Source organism: Mesobacillus zeae (assembly GCF_003570705.1).
Taxonomy (GTDB): Bacteria; Bacillota; Bacilli; order Bacillales; family Cytobacillaceae; genus Mesobacillus_C; species Mesobacillus_C zeae.
The window spans coordinates 1-25,790 of sequence record NZ_QWVT01000049.1; the positions used below are offsets into that span (position 1 = coordinate 1).

The 25,790-nt window shown below is 44.7% G+C and carries 22 protein-coding genes; 15 read left to right on the forward strand and 7 right to left on the reverse strand.

Going from position 1 to position 25,790, the window contains the following annotated elements; translation table 11 throughout:
* The first annotated feature begins 144 nt into the window (after positions 1–144).
* The 10 genes from D1970_RS20960 (at position 145) to D1970_RS23305 (ending at position 7,957) form a co-directional block, all read left to right on the forward strand.
* Complete coding sequence (locus D1970_RS20960) at positions 145–726, forward strand: transposase (RefSeq protein ID WP_119114799.1); 582 nt, start codon at positions 145–147, stop codon at positions 724–726.
* A gap of 416 nt (positions 727–1,142) precedes the next feature.
* Positions 1,143–2,126 (forward strand): LacI family DNA-binding transcriptional regulator, encoded by a 984-nt coding sequence (locus tag D1970_RS20965; RefSeq protein ID WP_119114800.1) that lies wholly within the window; start codon positions 1,143–1,145, stop codon positions 2,124–2,126.
* A 17-nt stretch (positions 2,127–2,143) separates the two neighbouring features.
* A complete protein-coding gene (gene rbsK, locus D1970_RS20970) occupies positions 2,144–3,061 on the forward strand; it encodes a ribokinase (protein WP_119114801.1) in 918 nt (305 codons plus the stop codon).
* The gene (gene rbsD, locus D1970_RS20975; RefSeq protein ID WP_119114802.1) at positions 3,036–3,431 is read left to right on the forward strand and encodes a D-ribose pyranase; all 396 of its coding nucleotides are present in this window, start codon (positions 3,036–3,038) and stop codon (positions 3,429–3,431) included. The genes rbsK and rbsD overlap by 26 nt, the downstream gene beginning before the upstream one ends.
* Complete coding sequence (locus D1970_RS20980; protein WP_119114803.1) at positions 3,431–4,942, forward strand: sugar ABC transporter ATP-binding protein; 1,512 nt, start codon at positions 3,431–3,433, stop codon at positions 4,940–4,942. Before rbsD ends, D1970_RS20980 begins: the two co-directional genes overlap by 1 nt.
* On the forward strand, positions 4,929–5,861 hold the full coding sequence (locus D1970_RS20985) for an ABC transporter permease subunit (RefSeq protein ID WP_209796966.1): 933 nt from the start codon (positions 4,929–4,931) through the stop codon (positions 5,859–5,861). The genes D1970_RS20980 and D1970_RS20985 overlap by 14 nt, the downstream gene beginning before the upstream one ends.
* A 29-nt stretch (positions 5,862–5,890) precedes the next feature.
* Entirely contained in the window at positions 5,891–6,820 is a 930-nt protein-coding gene (gene rbsB, locus D1970_RS20990) for a ribose ABC transporter substrate-binding protein RbsB (RefSeq protein WP_119114804.1), read from the forward strand.
* Positions 6,821–7,048: 228 nt separating this feature from the next.
* Positions 7,049–7,300 (forward strand): acetamidase/formamidase family protein, encoded by a 252-nt coding sequence (locus D1970_RS23295; protein ID WP_310648628.1) that lies wholly within the window; start codon positions 7,049–7,051, stop codon positions 7,298–7,300.
* A gap of 217 nt (positions 7,301–7,517) precedes the next feature.
* A complete protein-coding gene (locus D1970_RS23300; RefSeq protein WP_310648630.1) occupies positions 7,518–7,820 on the forward strand; it encodes an acetamidase/formamidase family protein in 303 nt (100 codons plus the stop codon).
* Positions 7,778–7,957, forward strand: coding sequence for a hypothetical protein (locus D1970_RS23305; RefSeq protein ID WP_310648629.1), 180 nt, complete (start codon positions 7,778–7,780; stop codon positions 7,955–7,957). The genes D1970_RS23300 and D1970_RS23305 overlap by 43 nt, the downstream gene beginning before the upstream one ends.
* Positions 7,958–8,043: 86 nt before the next feature.
* Here the strand turns inward: D1970_RS23305 and D1970_RS21000 are convergent, their stop codons facing one another.
* Positions 8,044–8,505 carry a hypothetical protein gene (locus D1970_RS21000; protein WP_119114805.1) on the reverse strand — a complete coding sequence of 154 codons (462 nt, stop codon included), beginning with the start codon at positions 8,503–8,505 and terminating at the stop codon, positions 8,044–8,046.
* A gap of 397 nt (positions 8,506–8,902) precedes the next feature.
* Here D1970_RS21000 and D1970_RS21005 point away from each other — a divergent pair, with 397 nt between their 5' ends.
* Positions 8,903–9,715: a M48 family metallopeptidase gene (locus D1970_RS21005; RefSeq protein WP_219915790.1), complete on the forward strand. Its 813-nt coding sequence runs from the start codon at positions 8,903–8,905 to the stop codon at positions 9,713–9,715.
* Between the two features lie 258 nt (positions 9,716–9,973).
* Here the strand turns inward: D1970_RS21005 and D1970_RS21010 are convergent, their stop codons facing one another.
* Complete coding sequence (locus D1970_RS21010; RefSeq protein ID WP_209796957.1) at positions 9,974–10,624, reverse strand: C40 family peptidase; 651 nt, start codon at positions 10,622–10,624, stop codon at positions 9,974–9,976.
* A 750-nt stretch (positions 10,625–11,374) separates the two neighbouring features.
* Between D1970_RS21010 and D1970_RS22565 the strand changes: the two genes are divergently transcribed.
* Entirely contained in the window at positions 11,375–11,539 is a 165-nt protein-coding gene (locus D1970_RS22565) for a hypothetical protein (RefSeq protein ID WP_181213483.1), read from the forward strand.
* A gap of 221 nt (positions 11,540–11,760) precedes the next feature.
* On the opposite strand, the gene D1970_RS21015 is transcribed toward D1970_RS22565, so the two are convergent.
* A complete protein-coding gene (locus tag D1970_RS21015; protein ID WP_119114806.1) occupies positions 11,761–12,033 on the reverse strand; it encodes a hypothetical protein in 273 nt (90 codons plus the stop codon).
* On the opposite strand from D1970_RS21015, the gene D1970_RS21020 reads away from it, so the two are divergent.
* Complete coding sequence (locus D1970_RS21020) at positions 12,032–14,536, forward strand: S8 family serine peptidase (RefSeq protein WP_119114807.1); 2,505 nt, start codon at positions 12,032–12,034, stop codon at positions 14,534–14,536. The two genes, D1970_RS21015 and D1970_RS21020, sit on opposite strands and share 2 nt — an antisense overlap.
* A 150-nt stretch (positions 14,537–14,686) precedes the next feature.
* Here D1970_RS21020 and srtD read toward each other — a convergent pair whose 3' ends face one another.
* Positions 14,687–15,307, reverse strand: a complete 621-nt coding sequence (srtD, locus tag D1970_RS21025) for a class D sortase, LPxTATN-specific (RefSeq protein ID WP_246370334.1) — start codon at positions 15,305–15,307, stop codon at positions 14,687–14,689.
* Positions 15,304–16,767: a processed acidic surface protein gene (locus D1970_RS21030; protein WP_119114808.1), complete on the reverse strand. Its 1,464-nt coding sequence runs from the start codon at positions 16,765–16,767 to the stop codon at positions 15,304–15,306. Before D1970_RS21030 ends, srtD begins: the two co-directional genes overlap by 4 nt.
* Positions 16,768–17,028: 261 nt before the next feature.
* On the opposite strand from D1970_RS21030, the gene D1970_RS21035 reads away from it, so the two are divergent.
* Complete coding sequence (locus D1970_RS21035) at positions 17,029–18,333, forward strand: N-acetylmuramoyl-L-alanine amidase family protein (protein WP_119114809.1); 1,305 nt, start codon at positions 17,029–17,031, stop codon at positions 18,331–18,333.
* Between the two features lie 197 nt (positions 18,334–18,530).
* Entirely contained in the window at positions 18,531–20,660 is a 2,130-nt protein-coding gene (locus D1970_RS21040) for an Ig-like domain-containing protein (RefSeq protein ID WP_119114810.1), read from the forward strand.
* 55 nt (positions 20,661–20,715) lie between these two features.
* Here D1970_RS21040 and D1970_RS21045 read toward each other — a convergent pair whose 3' ends face one another.
* The gene (locus D1970_RS21045; protein ID WP_119114811.1) at positions 20,716–24,621 is read right to left on the reverse strand and encodes a S8 family serine peptidase; all 3,906 of its coding nucleotides are present in this window, start codon (positions 24,619–24,621) and stop codon (positions 20,716–20,718) included.
* A gap of 243 nt (positions 24,622–24,864) precedes the next feature.
* Positions 24,865–25,779 (reverse strand): polyisoprenyl-teichoic acid--peptidoglycan teichoic acid transferase TagU, encoded by a 915-nt coding sequence (tagU, locus tag D1970_RS21050; RefSeq protein WP_119114812.1) that lies wholly within the window; start codon positions 25,777–25,779, stop codon positions 24,865–24,867.
* Between the last annotated feature and the right edge of the window lie 11 nt (positions 25,780–25,790).

Sequence of the window (25,790 nt, forward strand, 5' to 3'; positions counted from 1 at the left end):
TTGAAAAATGTTGACAAACTATTAGCTGGTTTAACTCGGGTAAAAAGGCTCGCTTTTTTATATTGACGAGGGCAGTGTTGGAGGAATAAAATGGGATTGTAAGTTTTGAAAAACTCTACCAAATTAATGACAGGAGGGATTTTTATGGGACGCAGGCACAGAGTCTGGTACCCGGGCGCAACCTACCATATTACTGCAAGGGGAAACCGAAGGGCCGTCATTTTTGATGAAGCCGAAGACTATAATAAGTATTTAATGATCCTTGAAGACGTTCGCAGTACCCAGCCATTCGTATTACACTCCTACTGTTTAATGACCAATCACCTTCACCTTCAAATGGAAACCCTCAAAGACCCAATTCAATCAATCATGAAAGACATCCAATCACGATACGCCATTTACTTTAATCAAAAGTTTGATCTGGACGGCCATCTGTTTCAAGGGAGATATGGAGCGCAAATCATTGAGAACACCGACTACTTCCTGACGGTAAGCCGGTATATTCACCGTAATCCATTAGAGCCTGGATTGGTTGAAGATATGGCTGATTACCCTTGGAGCAGCTTCTCCTCCTATATCCACGGTCAGAATAATCCCCATATTGACCCATCGAAAACTTACTCCTATTTCCTTGAACCGGTTCATGAGCAGTACCGAAACTTTGTAGAAACCCCAACTGAAAAACTGATAGGTGAAAAAGGCGAAATACTATGGGTGCCGCATTAACACACTAAACCACCCCCGCGTGCCTGACCCCCGGTACGGCAGTGCGGTAAAGTATTTTTCCGTTATTTACTAGAAAGCGTTTTCGAATAACGGCTTGACCGGCTGAATATTCCTAGACTATAATATATGTAACCGGTTACACACGGTGTTACACACAAGCCAATAAAAAACCGCCACTCAAGACAGGCTCTCTACACCGCAACAATCTAGACGTAAAACTAACAGAAAATCCAACTTTATAATTCATAGTGTTTCACTAAAAAACTAACAAAAACCAACCAAGTCACAAATCGCAACACAAGTTCTAACACAAGTTCTAACACAAGTCACAAATCGACCAAACAACTAAGCAATCACACAACTCAACCAACCACCAATCCAATCCAAACCAAATAAAAGAAACGGGGGACTTTTAAGTGGTTACGACAATTAAGGAAGTGGCGAAGAAGGCGGGGGTGTCTGTAGCCACGGTTTCCAGGGTCCTCAACGAAAAAGGATACGTGAATGAAGATACAAGAAAAAACGTGCTTGCCGCGATCGAAGAGCTGAATTATAGGCCAAACAATGTGGCCCGCAGCCTTTTTAAAAAGCAGTCGAAGACGATTGGCCTTATCGTGCCGGATATCAACAACCCGTTTTTCCCGCAGCTCGCCAGGGCGGTTGAGGATGTTACGAATGAAGCCAATTTTACCGTCGTCCTCTGCAACAGCGATGACAAGCTTGAAAAAGAAATAGGTTATTTTGAAATGCTTCAGCAAAACGGCGCGGACGGCGTTCTCTTTGTTTCCAACACGCTGAAGCCTGAGCATATCAACCGATTTAACTTTCCAATCGTGGCGCTCGACAGGCCGCTCGATTCCGACATACCGTTCGTGACGGCAAACAACTACGAAGGCGCCAAATTGGCAACGAACCACCTGCTCGATTGCGGCTGTAAGAAAATTGCCCACATCAGAGGGCCGGAAAACGTTCTTAACGCCGAGGACAGGTACAGAGGCTTCAAGGATGCCGCCTTGTGTCGAGGCGTCTTTGACGAAGAACTGGTCATCTCATCATCCTACCAGCTAGACAGCGCAAAAAAGAAAGCCTTTCAGCTGCTGGCCAAGCACCCTGATATTGATGGGATTTTCGCCAGCAACGACGTCATTGCTATCGGCATCATCAAGACCGCGGAAAAATTAGGCTACAGCATCCCTGAAAACCTTATGGTCGCAGGCTTCGATGGTATCCAGTTCGGCGAAATTGTCAGCCCTGAGCTCACAACTGTAGCACAGCCAATTTACGAAATGGGCAGCACCGCCGCTGAAATGCTTCTCAAACTGATCGACGGCAGGCTTGATGTAAAAAAGGAAAACGTATTCAACACAGAATTAATACCTCGCCAATCCACAAAACTTTGATAAAAGGGGACAGGAAAATGGATAGAAAAATCACAGTCATTGGCAGCATCAACATGGACCTGGTGACCCAGACCAACATTATTCCAAAAATCGGGGAAACGGTCATGGGCGAAGCGTTCCATACCATCCCCGGCGGCAAAGGTGCCAACCAGGCGGTCGCAGCGGCCCGTCTGAGCGCTGACGTCAACATGATTGGCCTCGTCGGCGGAGACGCCTTTGGGGAAGAGTATATCGAGCATCTTCGGTCATTTTCCATCAATACGGACAATGTGGAACCGGTTACACATGCGAAAACAGGCATTGCATCCATTATTTTGGCGGAGGGCGACAACTCCATCATCGTTGTCACGGGGGCCAATAACCTCCTTACTCCGGAAATTATTAACCTGAATGAAAAAACAATTGCTGAAAGCTCGCTCGTGCTTCTCCAGCTTGAGATTCCGCTTGAATCAGTCATCCGGGCCGCCGAGCTGGCAAAAAAGCACGGAGTGAAGGTCATCCTCAATCCGGCGCCATTCCAGCCGCTTCCTGAGGAACTGCTCCAGCTCGTTGATTACATCACACCAAATGAGTACGAAGCTGAACTTCTGCTCGCCAGCACTGCCCAACCGGATATTTTAAAAAATAAACTCATCATCACAAGAGGTGCGCAAGGTGTCACTTTCCATGAAAATGGACAAATGCAGCATGTAAGCAGTTATAAAGTTGAAGTAAAAGATACAACCGGAGCCGGCGATACTTTTAACGGAGCATTTGCGGTCGCAATTCTCGAAGGCAAAACCGTCAGGGAAGCTTGTGAAATCGCGGCAGCGGCAGGGGCGCTTTCAGTCACAAAGCTCGGTGCCCAGACTGGAATGCCAACAAGAGCTGAACTCGAGGCATTTTTAGCAGAGAGGAAAGGTGAACAGCATGAAGAAACAAGGGATATTGAATAGCCACATATCGAAGGTGCTCGCCAACCTCGGGCACACGGACACCATTGTGATTGGTGACTGTGGACTTCCGATTCCCGATGGCGTTAAGCGGATTGATATTTCGCTAAAAATTGGAACGCCTGGATTTATCGAAACGCTTGAAGCTGTCCTTGCAGACATGTCAGTTGAAAAAGTCACGATTGCGAGTGAAATACAGGAATATAATCCGGAAACACTTACAGGGATTCAAAAACATTTTTCAAAAGAGCAGATTTCCCAGCTGACACATGAGGCATTCAAACAGGAAACTGCCAAAGCGAAAGCGGTGATTCGGACAGGAGAAGCAACGCCATACGCTAACATTATTCTCCATGCAGGGGTGATTTTCTAATGGTTACATCACCAGTAATTGAAATGAAAGGGATCAGCAAAGCATTTGGGCCGAATAAGGTGCTGAACGGTGTGGACTTCGACCTCAGGGCCGGTGAAATTCATGCCCTCATGGGTGAAAATGGAGCCGGAAAATCAACCTTGATGAAAATTTTAACAGGGATATATCATCGTGATGCTGGGATTATCCATGTGAAAGGAAAAAAATCCCAGTATAAATCCGCTAAAGAAGCGGAAGCAGGCGGAATTTCCGTTATCCATCAGGAGCTGAATATGATTCCTTACCTGACGGTTGCCGAAAACATGTTCCTTGGAAAAGAATTGACTCGTGGCAAGACCGGAATTTTAAAAACGAAGGAAATGAATGTTAAGACAGCGGAATACTTGAAGCGGCTTGGGGTCGAGATTGACCCTGAAGCGGAGGCAGGATCTTTATCGGTCGGCCAGCAGCAAATGGTCGAAATCGCAAGGGCGGTAGCTGCGAACTCTGACATCCTGATCATGGATGAACCGACAGCAGCACTTACAGACCGTGAAATCGACGCTCTTTTCATTGTCATTGATGGACTTCGCAGGCAAGGGGTCGGCATTGTTTATATCTCGCACCGAATGGAAGAAATTTTTACGATGTGCGACAGGATTACCGTCCTTCGCGATGGGCAATCGATCGGCACCAGAGAGACAGATGCCACAGATTTTGAGGAAATTGTAAAAATGATGGTCGGACGTGAGCTTGGCGAAAGATTCCCGGCTCGGACTGGAACACCCGGCGAAGATAAGTTCCGGGTTGAAGGACTTACAAGCGAAGGCCGTTTTGAAAATATAAATTTCTCAGTCCGCAGCGGTGAAATCCTTGGAGTTGCAGGATTGATGGGAGCCGGCCGGACCGAGATCATGGATACCATCTTTGGTAAAAAACCGATCAAGTCGGGAAGTATTTTTATCGATGGTAAAAAAATGAAGATTCGCCATCCGCATGATGCCATTAAAGCGGGAATCGGCTATATCACGGAAGACAGGAAAGATGAAGGGCTTGTTCTTGGGCTGTCAGTCCGCGAAAATATGGTCCTTACCAACCTGAAGCGTTTTTCAGGCAGTGGTGTCATGAATCCGAAAAAAGAGACTGATTTTGTAGATAACATGATTCAAAAACTGAAGCTGAAGACTTCCGGAAGGGAACAAACGGTGAAGTCGCTCAGCGGAGGAAACCAGCAAAAGGTCGTTATCGGAAAATGGCTCGGAATTGATCCTCAAGTCCTTATCCTTGATGAACCGACAAGGGGAGTCGATGTCGGGGCGAAAAAAGAAATATACAACATCATGAATGAACTTACTAAAAAAGGAGTGGCCATTATCATGGTCTCATCTGAACTTCCTGAAATTCTTGGGATGAGCGACAGGGTTATGGTCGTTCACGAAGGCAAAGTCACCACGATTCTGGATCGAGAAGAAGCAGACCAGGAAAAAATCATGCAGGCCGCCACAGGGGGGAACAGCCGTGAAGAAAATTAATCTTATTCAAAAATTAGGACCGTTGCTTGGATTGTTTGCCATCGTCATCATCCTTACTGTTATGAGTCCGGATTTTCTAACAACCAACAATATTTTTAACGTCCTTAGACAGGTTTCAATTAATGCGCTGATTGCATTCGGTATGACCTTTGTCATCCTGACAGGCGGCATCGACCTATCAGTTGGTTCCATTCTTGCTCTATCCTCGGCATTGACAGCCGGAATGCTGACAGGCGGCACAGACCCAATGCTGGCTTTGTTCGTCGGACTTCTTGCGGGTACCGCAATGGGGGCAGTCAACGGAATAATCATCACAAAAGGGAAAGTGGCTCCATTTATCGCTACATTGGCAACTATGACAATTTTCCGCGGGCTGACGCTCGTATATACAGAAGGGCGTCCGATTACTGGACTGTCTGAAAGCGTATCTTTTCAAATGCTTGGCAAAGGCTACGTCCTTGGGATTCCTTTTCCGGTCATCACAATGCTGATTACGTATTTCATCTTGTTCTTCCTGCTCAAGAAAACAACTTTTGGCCGCGGCGTGTATGCGATTGGCGGCAATGAGGAGGCATCCCTGCTGTCAGGTCTTAGAGTCGACAGAATCAAGATTGGCGTCTATTCACTGACAGGCTTTCTGGCAGCGCTTGCAGGAAGCACGCTAGCCTCACGATTGAATTCTGCACAGCCGACTGCGGGTGTATCATATGAGCTTGATGCCATTGCGGCAGTTGTGCTTGGCGGAACAAGCCTCTCCGGAGGTAAAGGCTGGATTTTTGGAACGCTTGTCGGTGCACTGATTATCGGTGTTCTGAACAATGGACTTAACCTGCTGAACGTATCTTCTTTTTACCAGCAGGTCGTCAAAGGCGGAGTTATCTTACTGGCAGTATTGTTAGACCGCAAAAAGGCGGCTTAATAATAAAAAAATTTTTAGGAGGAAATAAAGTGAAACAACTGATAAAAGGATTTTTATTTGCTCTAATTGCTGTGGTACTTCTTGCAGGCTGCTCGCTTGACCAAGGGAAAAAGGAAAGCGGAAGCGATGATGCATCTTCAAAAGATAAAAAAATCAAGGTCGGCTTGTCAATCTCAACACTGAACAACCCATTCTTCGTGACATTGAAGGATGGTGCTGAAAAAGAAGCAAAAGCACAAGGCATTGATATTACAACAGTTGACGCGCAAAATGACCCTGCGAAGCAAGTCAGCGATATCGAAGACTTGATCCAGCAAGGCGTGGACGTACTTCTTGTGAATCCGGCCGATTCTTCAGCAATTGCTGCGGCGATTGAATCTGCAAACCAAGCAGACATTCCGGTCATCACGGTTGACCGAAGTGCAGAAGGCGGGGAAGTTGTTTCCCATATCGCTTCTGACAACGCAGCTGGCGGTCAAATGGCGGGAGAATTCCTACTTGAGAAGCTTGGCAACAAAGGTAAAATGGTTGAACTAGAAGGAATTCCTGGATCTTCCGCAGCACGTGAGCGCGGCAAAGGCTTCAACGACGCGATTGCCGGAAAAGACGTAAAAGTTGTGGCTAAGCAGCCAGCAAACTTTGACCGTTCCCAAGGCCTGTCTGTAATGGAAAACATCCTTCAAAGCAACAAAGACATCCAGGCAGTATTTGCCCACAACGATGAAATGGCTCTTGGAGCAGTTGAAGCTTTGAAAGCAGCTGGCTTGAAAGACGTTATAGTCGTCGGCTTTGATGCTACAGATGATGCTGTAAAAGCTGTCAAAAACGGAACAATGGCTGCAACAGTAGCCCAAAAGCCTGAAATGATCGGCCAAAAAGCAGTCCAAACAGCTGTAGACGTAAAAGACGGCAAAAAAGTAGAAAAATTCATCCCAGTCGAACTCGAACTAGTAAAATAAAGCACCAACGCAATAAAGGGTGCCTAAAGGGTGCCTGACCCCCAGTGGGTTAAAGTGTTAAAGGGTGCCTGACCCCCGGCGCGGTAGTGCGCTAAAGGGAGTCAGGCACCCTTTTTCTATTCCACGGAATATTCCTCGCCATGACCTCTGTGTGATTTGAAATATTATTCAAACAATTATAAGAACAGAGTACTGCATGAAAAACTTCAGAACAGGGGAGGAATCGCGTTGCCGCAGCTGATACAGAAAGAACACTATATTTACGCATTTAGTAAAGACAATAAGGAAGCTTTGAGGGTTGCCGCAGGCTCACAGGTTACCCTGGAAACCTACGACTGCTTCAAAAACCAAATTGAATCGGAGAATGCGAGGTATCATGCAATTGGCTTGAGCCAAACCAATCCGGCTACAGGTCCTGTTTATATAAAAGGGGCCGAACTAGGAGATGTGTTGAAGGCAGTATCGATTCGATTCTATTGAGCTTGCCCAAGAAGGGATCATGGCAACAGGGCCAGGGCTTGGGGTAATGGGCCACCGTTTAGAAGAGTTCGCAATCAAGACTGTACCGATTATAAATGGAAAAGCAGTCTTCAATGATAAGCTCCATCTTCCGTTGAATCCCATGATTGGCGTAATAGGCGTCGCTCCCCAAGGCGAACCAGTTTTGTGCGGAACCCCCGGTGCACACAGAGGCAATATGGATACGACACTGATTACGGAAGGGGCTACACTGTATTTACCGGTATTCCACCCTGGAGCATTATTTGGTCTGGGCGATTTGCACGTAGCCATGGGGGACAGGGAAGTATGCGTCTCGGGAATCGAGATTGCTGGAAGAGTAACTATAACCTTGGGTGTAATCAAGAACAAATCTATTCGTTTCCATTCGTTGAAAATAAGGAAGGGATGGCAGTCATCGTTTCCAGTAAAACACTCGATGAGGCGGCAAAGGAGGCAATGGAAATCTTCGCAGTTATGTTTCTGCTGCATACAGACTTAAGCCTTCCTGAATTAGTCATGCTATTTACCGCTGCGGGCCAAGTTCAGGTTTCGCAAATTGTCGATCCGCTCATGACTGCCCGCTTCTTCGTCCTAAATCAAATCCTTCAAGTGTACGGAATCAAACTATTCGATTAAAACAAAAAGCGGGGGTCAGGCACCCTTTACCACAGTAAAGGGTGCCTGACCCCCGCTTTGTTAACGCGTTAATGCGAACGACCAACTCACTGATTATAATCCCATAGAATCAGCCACTGACCTTTTTCTTTTGTTACGACCACGTCCTGCTGAAAGTTGAATTTCCCGTATTTTCCCTGATAGCTCTGCGTTACCTGGAATCTAAAGCCCTCCTTGAAAGCCCTCCGTCCCTTCTCCATCCTCCAAGCTTTAATCTTGTCACCGCCACTTATTGTATAGGAAAAAGTATTGGCCCCAAAGTGCCCCATAAAAACATGGGTACGATCCTGTATAAACACTGCCTTGGGGAATTTCTCCTTTAGAAAAGGATGGAGCAATTCCCACGACTCCGAAAAATTCCCTTCCTGTTCCTGAGAATAGAATTTCTCTACTGTACGTTTGGCCTGTCTCTCTGGAGAAAATAACCCAAAACCTAATAAGACGATCAGCAAAAAGAGTACCACAAAAAGTAATAATTTGAATAATGGAGGGGTATTTCTTCTTCTCACGGCATCGCCTCCGCCAGGAGTGTTTATCCCATTTTATGTCCCTAAACGAGCTATTAGACCGGAGAGATGGCCTGGTTCAGTATGATTAATGCACTATTCAAGTGAATTTGTATTCCCCAAGTAATTACTTTATATGAAATTCAATGACACTTTTCACAGTAAAAAGGAAATAATAGAAAATTTATAGGTTTTTTCCTAGTAATTTCCTTTTCTATTTTTTAAAATAGATATATGTTTGTTTTAATTTTTAAAGGGGGAAGTTTTAAATGGGGAGAAATGTTTCAAAACGAGGGATAACCTCCTGCGGGAATGGATTATCTTGTTGCAAGGAGAAAGCCAAGCGAGTGCAAAACGTTGGGGACGTTGAGGCATTTGCAGGAGTAAAGGGGTGGGCAAAATGAATCAAATAGAAGAGCGACTTGTTCACGAACAGGAAAAAGCCTTTTTTATTTGTTGTGTGATCATCAGCGTATTGGTTTATTTGCTCTTATTGATTACATTTGTAGGAATCCTCTATATACCGTTGATTTTTGGGGTCACACTGTTTATACACGGTATTGCCATCGGAAACATTCGTAACAATGGAGTTAGACTCAATAAAAATCAATTCCCAAAAATATATGCACGAGCCGAAAAAATCGCCTTTGATATGGGAATTCGAGAAGTGCCGAATATTTATATCCTGCAATCTGATGGTATTTTGAATGCTTTTGCAACAAGGTTTTTCGGGAAAAATTTCATTATATTGTATTCAGATATTGTTGAAATTGCTGAAAATGGCTTCGAGAAAGAATTGGATTTCATCATTGCTCATGAATTGGTCCATATCAAGAGAAAGCATATTACTAAGCAGATGTTCATATTGCCTGCCATGTGGTTCCCGTTACTGGGAAATGCTTATTCAAGGGCTTGTGAGCATACATGCGACAAACTGGCTGCAGCCTATATTAATAATCCAGAGTCATCAATTAAAGCGTTAGGCATCCTTGCTGTTGGCAAGACACTTGTTAGGGAACTCAACTATGCAGAGTACGTCGGGAACGCAAAATTTGAAAGCGGCTTTTTCACGTGGTTCAGCACCGTTCTCTCAACACATCCACCGCTTCCGCAGCGAATCACAGAGGTATATCGCATTGCACCAATGTTTCCATCAAGTCCAATAGCATCACCAGAAAGACCAAAGGCATCAGTCAGCCAAGTACAAGCCTAAAATAAAACCTTAAAGCGTAAACAGTTAAAAGCCTAAGCAGCAATAAAAAGAAATTACCAGAACAAAAGAGCAGCTCCCCAGCGGACTGCTCTTTTACTTTACTCTCTCAAAGCGTGCGACCCCAGTGCTGTGAAGTATCAAAGCGTGCCTGACCCCCGGTGCGGTGGTGTGGTAAAGCGTCGCGTGCTCTCTCCCCAAGTCATACAACACAAATAAAACCGGCAGCTGGGAAACAGCTGCCGGTTTTTAATATATTTATTAGATGCGTTTTGCACCGAGATATCTAGGTTTCCAGTAAGAATTTTTTGTGCTTGCAATCGATACTCCGTAAGAAGAAGCCGATTGGATCATTTGTCCGTTCCCTATGTAGATAGCAACGTGTGATACTCTTCCAGGTGAACCTGTTGCAAAGAACATCAAATCTCCAGGAATTAAGGATGTTACCGCTGTTCCTCTTGTTGCCATTTCAGCAGCAGAGCGGGGCAGCGATTTTCCAGCTTGCCTGTAGGAATAGCCTACCAGGCCGGAGCAGTCAAAACCGCTAGGAGTCGTTCCTCCGTATCTGTATCTAACACCAAGGTTGTTTTTAGCAACCGCGATGGCTTTTGAGCGGTAGTTACTAGTAGTAGTCTTTCTAGTCGTAATATAACGAGAGCTGACATAACCTTGCTTGCCATTGGCTGAAACCCTTGCCCAGCCATTTGACTGAGAATACACTGTGAGACTTTTTCCTTTTGTCATTCTTGTAATGATAGAAGCACTTGTCGAAGGAGCTTTTCGGACGTTTAAAGAACCAGAGTCAATATTTACATAATAGGTCTTTCCTGCGGCGTGAGCCTTGTCCATGGACGGTGCTACAGTAGCAGCAAATGCGAAAAGAAACAAGACAGCTAGTATTCTCTTTAACAAGTTGTTTTACCCCCGATTGCTAGATAGTAAACTTAGTATAATCTGTAAGGGGTTACAGACAAATAACAGCAAAATTACATTTATATTACACGCACCGACACGGTGTATAAGTATTTTTGTCGTAAACTCCCGTAACAACGCAAAACAAAGAGACAGCTTTCAAACTGCCTCTCATTCTATTATATGAAAATAAAAACTTCTATATTGTTAGGCACCATGGATAATTGTCTTTTGAGAACGATAGCTGATCGCCTCAAGGATGAAAAGCTTTTCTTGTTTTGACAGTATACTCCAGCTTCCAACCCTTATTTTCATTGCAACCACTCCTATTTAAAATATATCAAAATACGCACTGGCTTGGTGTCTGGGTAATATTTGAATTTATATTACCTTATACCGCCATTAAACGAAAATCAAACAACAAAAATTTCTACATATTTCCCGAGAAATAAGTAAAGATTTTGGTATATTCGAAGACTTTTTGGGGAATATTAAGGTGTAAATCCCGTTTGGCGAAACTTATGGCAGAAAATGCGGTGATTTCCACTGGAATTAAAACTCTTCTTTCATGCATAATAGAGCAAACGGGATAGAAAGAGGGAAGGTTTGCAGTGATTGCCCTCTAATCTATAAATCCATTACTTACTGTCTTTTATTTTTGTACATAAAAAATGCACTTATCGAATAATTATAGATTACACATGGACGAGGGACGAATAAGTTTCGCCAAAGCAAGAGGAGGAGAAACGTATGAACGAAACAGTCCAAAAACTAAAATATCATTGGCACTATTTTCTTCAAAAACACAATGAAGCATTGCTGAAGGACGCCCTGTGCGTACATCTCAAATCAAAGCTTACCGAAAAAGCAAGCTACCACCGCGTCAAGGCAAGCTCTTTAAGGTATGACATTTGATCCCAATTATATTGATATGGTCGATTGATCTTCCAAAGATTCTGGGGGATCTTTTTATTTTTCAGGCTTGATTGTTTGAAAAATCTCCCCAAACGCCAACCTTCAGCCGCCTGTCAACCCAGTCGCTAATCGCCCCGGCTTCCCCAGGCCAAACAGCAAAACTCAGGACCCCAGTGTTGTTGAGGCCACTCAGCCATTCTCAGCCCCGCGCCATTCCCCATTCATCCAACCCTCAACCCCTCAACCATCCATCCACCTCCCCAGCCATCCATCCACCTCCCCAGCCAACCATCCACCTCCGCAACCAACCCAAGCAATTCACCACCCCTTCCGTACATTTCATCCCCGCCCCACACAGCTATTTGCTTTCCCTGATCCCCAAAAAGCGATACTATTAGACTATCTTTCAAAATATTGGTTACTATCGGAAAAGAATATTTTCTATTAACCGATATAAAGAGAAATAGATAAAATACGAGAGGAAAGACAGTCATGAAACGTCCTTTATTATTCCTGATTGCGTCGGCTTTCTTTTTGGTGCCGACAGCTGCATCTGCAGCAGATCTTGATGTAACCCCGAAAGTGTCGAAGTTCAGCACTGAAGAATTATTCGACAAGAAGGAAAATGATTTTGCCAGCAGGGAGCTAATCATTAAATTCCGGGAAACGGTCCGGGAAAAAGAAAAGCAGGCTGTTTTTAATTCGATTGAAGGTGTCGAAATTGAGAGCCTTCCATCAGCAGAATTCTCGCTTGTAAAGGTTCCAAAAGGGACAAACCTGGAAAAATTGGCTGAAAACCTCCTTTCATTTCGCCAAGTGGAGTTCGTCGAGCCAAACTACCGGGTGGAATCCGCTTATGTGCCAAGAGACCCTGGATATACAAAGCAATGGTACCTGAAAAAAATCAATGCACCGCAAGCCTGGGACCAAAACAAAGGTTCCGAAAAGATAACTGTGGCAGTTATCGACGGGGGAGTTCAGACAAACCACCCCGATTTGATCGGAAAAATTGTTTCTCCATACGATATGGTATCCCGCAAAACACGCATGGCACCTGATGTGCATGGAACGCATGTGGCGGGAATCATCGCGGCCTCCAACAATAAAATTGGCATATCGGGTGTTGCACCCAATGTCAAAATCATGCCAATCAATGTTTTCTCCGGAAATGATGCTGAGATGTATAACATCGCCGATGCGATTATTTACGCAGCAGACCGGAAGGCGGATGTCATCAATATGAGCCTTGGGAGCAGAAGCTACAGCTATATTGTTGACTATGCGGTGAATTATGCTGCTAAAAAGGGTGTGATGGTGGTCGCTGCGGCAGGGAATGAAGATACCGATGCAAAAACGTACCCAGCTGCGCTGAAACATGTTGTTGGAATCAGTGCCACTGATATCCGCGACAGAATCACTTATTTTTCAAACTTTGGAAGCTATATTGATTTCGCCGCACCGGGCAACGGAATCTACTCTACCGTTTCCGGCAGCTCCTATACATATTTAAGCGGCACTTCGATGGCTTCACCTGTTGTAGCAGGTGCTGCAGCTCTTGTTCTGTCCAAGAATCCGCTGCTGACACCATCGCAAGTGATGGGAATCCTGAAAAAATCATCCGTTGATTTAGGCGATAAAGGCTGGGACGGTCTGTACGGATTTGGCCGAATTGATGTCAACAAGGCCTTGATGAAAACGCCAGCGCCAATCTCATCTATCTCGCAAACAGCGCCAAGCTTTTCCGTTGATGCTGAGCGCAAAAACGGCATTTCATTTACACTGCAGGGCGGTACAAAGTTCTCGCTTTATATCCAAAACTCAAAAGGTGAAACAGTCAAGAAAATCATTACAAATAAGAAATGGACAGGCGGAAAGGTCTCCGCTTCGTGGAATGGAAAGCTTGATAGCGGCAAATATGCTTGGACCGGCAATTATAAGCTGGTTGTGAAAGCATCCAATGGGAAACGTTCTGCTTTAAAACGTACTGACATCAAGGTAACGAACAATGTTGTACCTTCCATCAAGGCCGCGTCGTCCGCATTATATTCACCAGCTGTAACCGGAAAGCTCACCATTCCTTATACAGTGAATAAAAAGGCGATGGTAACAGCTGTCATTACAAACAGCAGCAACAGAGAAGTCCGCAGGCTGCTGAACCGTTACACTGTACTCTCCAGAACCCGCCAGCTTACATGGGACGGAAAAGACAGCAAAGGGAAAAGAGTGGCTGACGGAAAGTATACACTGTCACTGTCGGTCGTTGATTCAGCTAAGAGAAGAGGAACAACGCGGAAAATGGTTATAACAGTCGATACTAAAGGGCCGACTGCCAAAACGGTTGTAAAAACCTCACCATTTGTGATTGATGGCAAATCAAAAACAGCTTTTTCAGGTGAGTTTAAGGAAAAAGTTACCGTAAACGCATACGTGATTACTGGTGAAAATACAAAGCTGAAAACGCTCGCATCGAAAAAAGTCTTTAATCCCGGCACCATAAATTTCTCTTGGGACGGAAAAAATGATAAAGCTCAGGCAGTACCTGAAGGGAAATACAGATATATGATTGAACTATCTGACGCTGCAGGGAACAAAACCATTGCAAAAAGCAGCGTATTTGAACTCGTACACCCTCCAGTTGTGCGCTCACAGGCTGAATTTAACTATCCTTCTGAAGGGGAAACGGTGTTTGGGTACAGCGTCAGCAAGCCTGGAACAGTGACAGTCCAAATATTTAAAGACGGCCAGCCGTTTAGAAAAATAGAAGAAAACATCGCTAAGACAGCGGGAAGCCACCAGTTCGTTTGGGACGGAAAAAACGATAGTGGCAATCCTGGTGTGGATGGAGATTACGCCTTTAAGATTTCTATTAAAGACAATTATTCTTTGTCACATACCTTCAGTGGAACGATCCATTTAAAATGGCCGGCAACTGTAACACCAGATCCGGAACCAAGCGTTGAGCCAGACGGCACGGCAAGCGCTGACGAAGCTATATAAGAAAAAATGCAGCAATAACGTATACCAATTACACGATCAACTTATACACAGCACCTATCTATGTATACACAACACAAACGCAACGTACACATAGCAATGAAAAATACAGCCGCAGCTTATAATAGCTGCGGCTGTATTTCTTTTAGGAATTCAATTCAGTTTCTTTTCTGCCAAATCGGCAATTAAAATATACCGATCCGGTGCATCGCCGATATAGGAGAAGGGATAGCAGGTGGTGACTGTCAGCGTAGCGCGCGGTTTTGGAACAATCACTGTCCGGTCATCGGCAGAGACAATCCGCACTTTCCTGACCTTATACGTAAACTCTCCTGCCGTTGTTTTCGCAATAAGCAAGTCGCCTTTGCCAACTTCTCCGAGTTTGCGGAAAACTGTATCCCTGTGTCCGGAAAGGACGGAGTTATCTTTTTCTCCAGGAAGGACGCTTCCGGCAAAGTGCCCAACACCTTGATCGAGCTCGTCCTCATCAGTCCCGTGGTAAATCGGGAGGCTTGCCTCAATCTTTGGGATGACGAGCTCCCCAATCACCTCGCCTTTTGAAGGGCGCTCCGGATAAAGGACAGGTTCACTCTTGGTCTCTTTTGGTGCGGCTGGTTTTGCCGCAGCCTTTTTTACCGGTGGGCTTGAAGCTTCAGAAAAGGGAAAAAGGTGGGTGACATTTGAAAAAATCAGCCACACGCCTGCAATGATGCACAATAGACTGGCAATGGATGTGATATTCAGTTTCTTTTTCCGTTTTTTCCTTGGCCTCAAAGCAAACGGGCATTCCTTTTTCGGAAGATGAAGATGCCGATCGCAAGAAGGGCGGCTCCAGCAAGTGCTCGTTCCGCATATCCGCCGTCAGTATTCGGCAGTTTTCCGCCGCTTACAGTTTTTGGCTTCGCGGTAGCGCTTTTTACTTGAGGCTTCTGGTTAACAACCTTTTCAACCTTTGTAACTTCTTCTGTTACTTTTTCAATGATTTCAGAACCAAACATTTCAGCGGTAAGCAAAATATCTGCAAGGAAGTTACCCTTCAAATCGTAAAGCTGGATCAGGAGGTCGCTTCCATTTGTATCTTGAAGCGTGAGCAGCTCCTGCTTGGAAATTGGCGTTTGAACGCCATCCTTTACGAGGAAGTATTTAGCGTTAAGCTGGAAAAGGTTCATCATTTCATCATAGATGCTTACAAGTGCCTGAAGCTGCTGAGGAGTCAGGTCACTGGCGCTGTCAAACTCGCCAATCGCTTCAACCTTTGAAGCAAGGTCCATCCACTTGTCTTCCATTGCAGGATCAGAAAGGTTAATGTCCATGAAATGTTTAACGAGCTTTACTGTTTCTTCCTGTGTCAAACCAATTCCAAGGCCGTCCTCGAATGTTGATGGATCATCAAGAACAGAGTAAATCATGACAGACATATAAAGCTGGTCGATTGTCTTATAGTTGTCAATCGAATCACCGTATTTAGCAAGCAGGCTGTCGAGTTCTGCGCGTGTCAGTTCGAACTCTTCCAGCAGATTGCCCAGCGTATTATCCGTAATTGGCGTACCGTATTTCGATATCGCTTCTTCAAGCTCGCTGATATATTTGTACGAATCAAGTGAGTCATTATTGTCAGAAAGAATTGTCTTTAACTCTTCCAATGTCAATCCGTTTTCTTCAAGGAATTTATTCAAAGTTGCTTCATTAATAGGAAGGTCATAGTTATAAAGTGTATCTTCAAGGTCTTCGATAGAATCATAGTTGCCGAGCGAATCATCGTTTTGTTTCAGAATTTCTTTCAGCTGTTCGAGTGTAATCCCGTTTTCATCAAGAAGCTCCTGGAGGTTTTTATCTGTAATCGGAGTTCCCACATAGAACTCAATAGTAGATTTCAACGCATTTACATAAATGAAGATCGACCTGATATTTTCGTTTGACTCCATCTCTCCATTTTCTACAAGGAAAGCAACAAGCTCTTTCTCGTTTGCAAAGCCAAATTCCGATAGAATAGCATTCAGGTTTGTAGTAGTAATTTTTGCGCCTAAAAAGCTGTCTAGCTCCTTGACAGTGTCAAAGTCAGTGACAGAACTGTCATAAAAATATTCGAGATGATCAACAAGCTGGTCCTTTGTTATTCCTTCCGTTTTCAGGAAATTCCCAAGATCCTGGCTCTTTATTGCAGCAAGGCTCTGCCCCGCCGGACCTGCAGCCATCATTATAACTGCCAGCAAAACTACCATTAGTTTTCTCATATTTTTTCCCCCATATTGAATTTACCATCATTTTAAATATAAGACATCTTCCCTCTATTTAATAGCTTTATTTTGTAAAAATAATTCCATACGTAACAGGCTGTTTCAACTTTCTATCAATAATTCCTTAAGGAAATAATTTTACAGCCGATATAAAAATTGATGACTTTACTGAAAGGGTCAGAGATATATTTCAGCCAGTCATCACTTGTGAATGAAACTGCCGCTGTCCGCTGGAAATTTATATAAGGTGGGGAAGAAGTGAAAACTGCATCTATTGTCAAGAAAACCTTGTGTTTAATCGTCCTGGTCACTTTCTTCATGATCAATATTTTGCCACATGGAGAGGCGCAGGCTGCATATAGCTATCAGGGGAAAGTAACCGCAGATGTGCTGAATGTCAGAGTCAAGCCTGGTACATCGTACGCCATTGCAGGAAAGCTAAAGCGTGGCCAGACTGTAACTGTTTCCGCTCAGCAAAATGGCTGGGCAAAAGTTTCATCTGGAAAAACAGCTGGGTGGGCATCGTCAAAGTATATCTCCTCTGTGAACTGGAGAGGTTATGTCAATGCCACGAGCCTGAATATGCGGAGCCTGCCAACAACAAGAGGGAAAGTGATCGCTTCACTTCCTAAAAGTACGGTTGTCACAGTCCAGGGAACTGAATCTTCCTGGCTAAAGGTTTATGTCCCAAGCAAAAAGAAAACTGGCTGGGTGTCGCAGTCTTATATTTCGAAAAACCAGCCCACTGTTGCCCCCACAAGCCTGGGAACGCGCTATGTAACTGCCTCGTCGCTGAATGTGAGAAATAAACCGTCCACATCTGGCTCTGTCATTGGAAGTGTAAAACAAAACACGGCAGTACAGGTTTTGAGCAAAAGCGGAACTTGGTCGAAAATTAAAAACAATGGATTGACAGGCTGGTCCGCATCCTCTTACCTAACTGAGAAAAAGCCATCCGGGAAGGTCCCAGCACCAAAGCCAAAGCCAACCCCAACCCCACCCACGACACCAACATCTTCTTCAGCGTTAAGAGGAAAAACAATTGTTGTTGATGCTGGGCATGGCGGAGTGGATCCAGGGGCAAGTGGCCGGTCTTTCAAGGAAAAAGCCTTGGCCTTAAACAGCGCCAACAGCCTCGCATCGCTGCTCCGTCGGAATGGTGCGAGAGTGATTATGACAAGGACTTCCGATGTGTATCTCAGCTTAAGCGCCCGTGTGAACATCAGCCATGCATATAACCCGGATGCATTCGTTTCTCTGCACTATAATTCTTTTAACAGCATGTCCTCTGGTGTCGAGACTTTTTACTACAGCTACGCAAAAGAAAGTGGAATGGCAAACTATGTTCAGAGAGGCCTTGTGGCTTCAACCGGGATGAAGAACAGGGGAGCTAGATTTGGAAACTATCATGTCCTAAGGGAGAACAGAAGGCCTGCCATTCTTGTTGAGCTTGGATTCCTGTCTAATCCGGCGGAAGAAAAGCTCGTTGCAAGTGCAAGCTATCAGCAGCGTGCCGTTCAGGGAATGTACAACGGCCTTGTGGGGTATTTTTCGACAAGATAAATCATTTGAAGCTGGGCAAACAAAGGAATAGTGTGGGTGGTATGGAATATGCCTTCCGCACTATTTTTTTGCAAAATAGATGATGTAATTATTTTTTAAAAATAACGTTTATTTGTGATAAAATGGTATAGATTGGAAGAGTCTGTTTTTTTGAAATACATATTTTAATAGAAATATTCCATGCTGGAGGAGAGAGAATGAAAAGGTTTTCGAAGATTATAAGTGGTACTGTGCTGCTAACGTCATTATTCTTAGTTCCGCTTGCAGCTCATGCAGGCCCAAACTCTGGGGTGAAAAGTGCTGCGGAGATGCTGAATGCACCATCTGAAGGCAATTATGCTGTTATCAGCAATGAATCTGTGTCTGGTGCTGCAAAGGAATACACAGGCAGTATCCCGGCGGGCAACAGCAAATTCAGTGTCAATCCGCAGCTGGGGAAGGAAGCCTACAAGCTTGACGTGATCAAACCATTCAAAATTCCTCAAAATGGGGAAGGGCAGATTGATCAGGGTTCCTACACAAAACAGCAAGTTTTTAAGGTTGGCGATGTTAAAAAATTTATGACCAGCAACATGGAGAATGGCACCAATGAGAAGATTAGTGCAAAATTACTGTATAGTGGCAAAAAATCAAATGTATGGGTAAGTGCCGGAAAAATTACTCAGCTGGAAGCGGAGAAGCTTGGCAGAGAATTTGACCAAAAAATACATTCTTCCGTGACCAACAATTTTGGGACGGAATCTGATGTAAACAGAGACGGCAAAATTGATATCCTTTGTTTCGATATTAAGGACGGCTTTGCCGGGCCTGGCGATGGATTTATTGCAGGGTATTTCAATCCTGGTGATCTATTTAATCAATCGTATAAACCAAATTCCAACGAATCAGAAATATTCTACATAGATACTTATCCGCTTATGGAAACGGGAACTGGCCGGGATGTGACAGCCGCTTATACAACGCTTGCGCACGAATTTCAGCATATGGTGAACTTTAATCAGAATGTGATAAAGGAACAAAGCCATACGCAGATGGATGTTTGGCTTGATGAAGCATTTGCCATGGCTGCCGAGCAAATCTATTCAGGCAAGGTGCTGACAGACAGAATTGAATATTACAATCAATCTGATTCAATCGCACGCGGACATTCTCTTTTATATTGGGATGAGCAAGGCGATGTTTTGGCAAATTATTCGCTCTCCTACCTTTTTGGGCAGTATATGATGTTGCAGTCAAACAAGGGGAATTCTATTTTTAAAGAAATCCTCGCTGATAAAAAAAATGATTACAGAGCTGTTGAAAATGCGGCGAAAAAGTATATCCACCCATCGATGACTTTTGGACAGCTGATGACCCACTTCAGATTGGCACTATTACAAAAAGAGGCTTCTGGGCTGTTCGGCTTTAAGGGAGTCGCTGATTATAACCAATTGGAAAAGCGGTTTTACACTGGCGGTCCTCTTGACGTGCGGGGTGGAGGAGCCGTTGTCAAACCGGTTGCTGCAAACTTCAGTGTTCCAACGGATAAAGGCAGAAATATTTTTTACACAATGATCAATTCCGGCAAGACTCCTGTCCTTCTGTTGGCGCCGGTTGCCGCCCAAGTGGATGACAATGACACACAGGTAACAGGAAAAACGGTTGCCGGAGCCACAGTTTATATTAAGGCGGGAAGCAAAGAGTTGGGGAAAGGATCAGCAGGCAGTGATGGCAGGTTCATAGTGAAGATCCCTCGTCAGAAGGCTGGAACTGTTCTAACAGTCTATTCAGTAGACAAAGCCGGGAACAAAAGCCGCGATGCCAGGATAACTGTCCTTGATAAGACGCCTCCAGGGAAGCCTTCTGTCAACACTGTGAAGGATTATGACAAAAGAGTCACTGGAAAAGCAGAGGCTGGTGCAAAGGTAAGTGTTCAAGCCGGAAAAGCGTACCTAGGGTATGGTACGGCGGATCAGTACGGCAAGTTCTCAGTTACATTAAAAACAGCTCAAAAGGCAGGCACGGTTCTTGCCATCCAGGCTAAAGACAAAGCCGGGAACGCCAGCACAACGAATAAAACGACAGTGATTGACAAAACACCGCCTGCAAAGCCGTCGGTCAGCGGTCTCAACACTGCCTCCACGTATGTGAAAGGAAAAGCTGAACCGTATTCCACTGTATATGTAAAAATAAAAGGGAAAGTCATTGCAAAAACTACATTGAAAAAATCAACAGCCTTTTCCGTAAAAATCAAAAAGCAAAAAGCAGGAACTGTTCTATACGTATTTGCGAAAGACAAAGCAGGGAATTTCAGCCCTAGTACAAAGGTTACAGTGAAAAAGAAATAATCAAGCATTGAAGAACCCCGCCAGCATACTAAAGCTGGCGGGGTTCTTTATGAACTTATTTTTTCACAGCCGCATAGGAGATGGCCTCGAGCCTGTCGATCGAGATGTTCGTACCGGAGGACTTGCTGTTTTTCTTTCCGGCTGCGACGATTTTAATGCTGTGTTTTCCGCTTTTCAGGGAAGGTGATGTATAAACTTTTTGCTTGTGTTTCGTGCTTGATGAATACAGGTCGATCTGCTTTACTTTCTTGCCGTCAATATAAATGTCAGCCTTGCCGGAGCGTTTGTCTTTTTTTGAATAGACAGTGATTGCTGATCCTGTAAATTCATATTGCACAGCATTGCCCTTTTTGCCGGTATAAGCGAGGGAACCGCCAGAAGCACTTTTTGTCTTCTCGGTTGTCCATTTGCCGCTATATTTTAAGGCAGTGTTCTCGGCAGTTTTGATGGTCTTTATGCTGATTCCCAGTGTGTACGCTCCTGAGCCGTCAGTCGCAGTTGGCACTATATAGTAAGTGCCGGTTGTTTTTGGCGTGAAGCTAATGCTTTCGGCAGAGCCTGCTTTTGCCGATGCAGCGGCAGGTTTCGCACCGTAAATGGTCTTTGTGCCAGGGTTGTACATCTTCAGATTAAAGTTCGTTTTGGCTGGTCCATTCATTGAAATCGCATAAGTTTTACCTTTTTCTAGCTTTTTCATCCAAACATCATTGCTGTCTTTTTGAGCAGCATTCAGGCTGCCTTTTGCAGCAGTGCCAACCCAACCTTGGGCGCCCTTAATATCGTCATCATACACAAACTCCGATGAAGCAAAGGGCGTTTCTTCCTCTTGTGTCAGCACTGAGACCGCATAGGAATACGTTTTTCCTGGAACGGCTGTTTTATCTTCGAATGATAAAGTTTTCAGCGGCGCCTTGTTGAGCAGGACGTATTCTTTCCCTGATGCTTCTTTTCGGTAAAGATTGTACGACTGTGCCCATTTTTCACCAGGCCATCTTAACTTGACAGTCTTGCTGTGCGTGTCATAGGCAGCAGTTGGTGTGGAAGGATTGCTTTTCACAATGATTCTATCAATATTGATTCCAACCGAGCTTTTACGCCCTTCCGGAGCATTTTTACCCGTCCAGACAATTCTCACATGATGCTTTCCGTAAGATCCGAAATCTTTTTTGTAAAGTGTTTGCTGGTACTTTTGTACACCGGAATAAAGGGATACTTCTTTCACTTTCTCTCCATCGATATAGAGATCGGCAATCCCTTGAGTCCCATTTTTGAAGCCTTGCCACTCAAAGCTGTAGCCGACAAAAGTAAAGTTCATTTCGCCGTTTTCCTTCAGGATGCTTGCGGATTTCCCGGAATGCTTGGTGTTGCTTGCCGTTTCCCACTCGCCATCATATTTCAGCATCTTGGAACTATTTTCATAGTTACCGCCAAAATTACCTACGGAAAGCTGGTAATCCCCGCTGCCCTTGAAGGCACTGGCGTTGACAAAATAAAAGCCTGATTCCGGAGCAGTGAATGTAATGCTTTCGGTCGATGTTCCGATGTTTTCCGAATGTGCCAGCATGCCATTAGCATTGCTGATGTCGGAATTATCTTCGCCATAAACGTAAAGGTCGAAGTCAGTACCGCTTTTTCCTCTGAGCGCTAGCTGGATTGTTTCGCCTTCCTGCAGTGAAAAAGCAAAAACATCGTTTTTGTCAGCTAGGATATCGAGGCTTCCTGTCTCGGTATACTTCTTAAGAGGTACTCCAGGAATGCTGTTATCATCCGCCACGTCGAGTGTGGATGCTTTCACTTGCTTCCCGCTGCCAACCTGCCCTTTAAGGCTGTCTAGCTTTGAGCCCCGGTGGCTTAAATACAGCTTTACGAATTCAGGTGACATTTCCGGATGCATGCCCATAAACAATGCGGCGGTCCCTGTTGTATGCGGTGTCGCCATGGAAGTTCCGCTGTAGTAATCATAAGACTGGCTGTAGTCAGAGGTGTATTTCAGCGCCGGTTTCACTTCAGGACTGACTGCTGTAAAGAAATCAGCGGAAGGGAATAAGGCTTCTGAACGGTCGACAGTATATTTCTGCCCCTCGTAAATGGAGCCTTCAGTTCCAATCGTATTCAAATGCGGCGCCATGTCTGAATGTACGTTCAGCTTCAGCAACTTTTTGGTGAAGCTGGAGTCTTCCTGTGACATCAGTGCATCCTGTCCAGTCAGCAGCAGTTTTCCGCCGGCTTTCAGGTAGGCGCTGAGCCCCTCAATATCCTGGGCAGTTAGCGTTGTGCCCTCATCAGAGGTAAATCCGATTCCGTGCCCGGTAAACCAAACGACGGCATCATAGGCAGTCAGATCGGTATCCTTCGGCAGTGAGGAAGATGAATCAAGCGTTACTTTATCATAATCATAGCTGCCAAGGAGTTTTTCATAGACTGGCAGGTAGTTTTTGAAGTACTTTTCTAGCATCGGTTCGCCTTTGAAAATATCAGCCAGGTCATGTTCGTCATCCTGCACAAGCAAAATCTTTGATTTTGCAGGCTCAGGAAGGAGGTAATCTAGCGCTTTTCCGAAAACTGCCGGTCTGTCTTCCTCTGAAAGCTTTTCATAGCCGATTCCATCTACAATCGCCTTGAACTTAAATTCAGGATTGTCGATTGCGACAGTCGCCGCAATATTGCCAAGTTTTTTCTCATACTCATCAAGCGGGAATTTTGGAACGGTACTTAAAATATCTTCCCCTGGTGCTGCTACATCCACGGAATCTGCTCCGTAGTTGGAGAAAGAGGCAAGCTTGCCGCTATTGTTCAGTGCGGCTACCGTCAGGATGTTGGAGGATTCGTATCCTGCTGGATATACTGCTTCCTCATCGATATCCATTCCATCATTGCCTGCAGCTGCGACAAACAGGCTGCCGCTTTCGGAGATGGATTTTTCAAGCAGCTCATCATACTCACCGCCGCCCCAGCTGTTATTTGTGACCTTCACGCCCATTTTCTTGGCATATTCAATCGCTTTAATGGCACCGGCAGTGTCTCCTCCATCGGGTCCGAGGAACTTAAGGGACATGATTTCCACGTTTGGAGCGACACCAACAACACCAGTATTGTCATCAACTGAAGGGCCTTCCATGCCAGCAGCAATTGTGCCGGAAACATGGGTGCCGTGTTCATCGCCGTCAAATGCGTCTATCACGGTATTGTCATTATTGAAAAAATCCCAGCCATGGACATCATCGACATAACCGTTGTTGTCATCATCGACTCCGTTATTAGCTTTGTCGCCGGATTCCCCTGGGTTTGTCCAGATTTTTCCCTGGAGGTCTGGATGGTTGATATCAACACCAGTGTCAATAACCCCAACAACGACTTTCTCGCCATTAGTGGTATTTAATTTTGACCATGCTTCTGGCGCATCGATATCGATGTCAGCTGTTCCTGGCATCCCTTTGATTGGCTGCCCTGTGTTGTTCATTCCCCATAATTCTTTATAGTAATTTGGGGCTTTGCTCTCACTCGTTGGATAGTACTTATAATTAGGCTGTACGGAAGCGACTGAAGGGTCTTTTTTCAGGAGATTGATATAGTCTGTTTCTTTCCCTACAGGAATCTTCACGACCTCTGATTTGACGGAGGGCAGGCGTTCCACCTTTTTAAGTGAATATTTGCTGTGCAGGGATTTGACCGCAGAGGAAGGTGCAGAGTTTTTGTAGGTTACGATCAGTTCCCCTTTTACAATGTTCTCTTTCTTAGCGTTTTTATTAATGAGGTCCCGAAGTTTTTTTGCGTTGGGATTCATAGGTGACTTTGTTTCGGAAACGCGTTTTTTTGCCTGCGGTGAACCGGTAAGCTGGCTTTTTCTCACTTGTTCGCCATTTGCGTCAGCCTGGGTGGCTCCTAGCAGCGTACCAGGTGCAATAGCAGAGATTGATAGCATGGTCGCAAGTGAAACAGAAAGCATTTTTGATTTTTTCATAGTGTACCCCTTTACCCTTGTTTTTTTGAAGCTGTGGTGCTATTCTCCTTTCTTTTTTAGTCTACTAAAATTATACATTTTATTACCTTCGGACTATAGGTAAATAATCAGACAAATTCCGACTAATTTCTCAGTTTAAGAGTTGGGGCGGGGATTATGCTAAAAAAACCCCGGCTGCTCTGAGGAGCGCCGGGGTTAGCAGATCATTTATGAAGTGGAGGGCCAAACAGGCCTTCCATTATTTTACTTGCCGAGATGAGTCTTAAGTTCTGTCTGGACTCTTTGTTTTTCTGTTTCAGGGACAGCGTAGTAATAAATGCCGCCAATGGATGTTCCGCTTCCTTCAATTTTCATTTGATCGATATTGCTGGCAGCGGATTTATAATGCTTTTGAATATCCTTCATTTCGTCAAAAGTGATATTTGTTTTGACATTATCTCCGAGAGCTACGAATACATCATCGAATTTTGTGATCGAACCAAAGCTGACGCCTTTTTCCATGACGCCCTGGATGATTTGACGCTGGCGGTTTTGGCGTCCAAAGTCGCCTTGTGGATCTTCTTTCCTCATTCGTACATAAGACAGGGCCTGGTCTCCATCAAGCGAAATCTCTCCGACAGGGAAGTGGTGTCCGTCCTGCGTGAAGTCAATTGTATTGTTGACAGTGATGCCGCCAAGGGCGTCAACAATATCTTTGAAGCCTTCCATGTTCACTTTCATATAATAATCAATCGGGATGTCCAGGAAGTTCTCGACTGTATCCATGGACATTTCTACGCCGCCAAAAGCATAGGCGTGATTGATTTTATCCTGGGTGCCGCGACCGACAATTTCAGTGCGTGTATCACGCGGAATGCTAAGCATTTTAACTGAATTTTTTTCAGGGTTCACGGTCATGACAATCATTGTGTCAGAGCGCCCTTTATCGCCTTCGCGCTCATCAACGCCAAGCATGAGCACGGAGAAAGGTTCTTTATTATTGAAAGCAATATTCCTAGTCTTACGGTCAATTGGCTCGTGCATCGTATCGACAGCGTCTGATAATGATCTATAAATTGAGAAAGCATAAGCTCCAAACCCTAAAACGAGTAAAAGAATAAGTATCCCAAAAATCTTGAGCCCTTTTCTTTTCTTTTTATTGTGTTTTTCGGCTCTCATTAATTAATCCT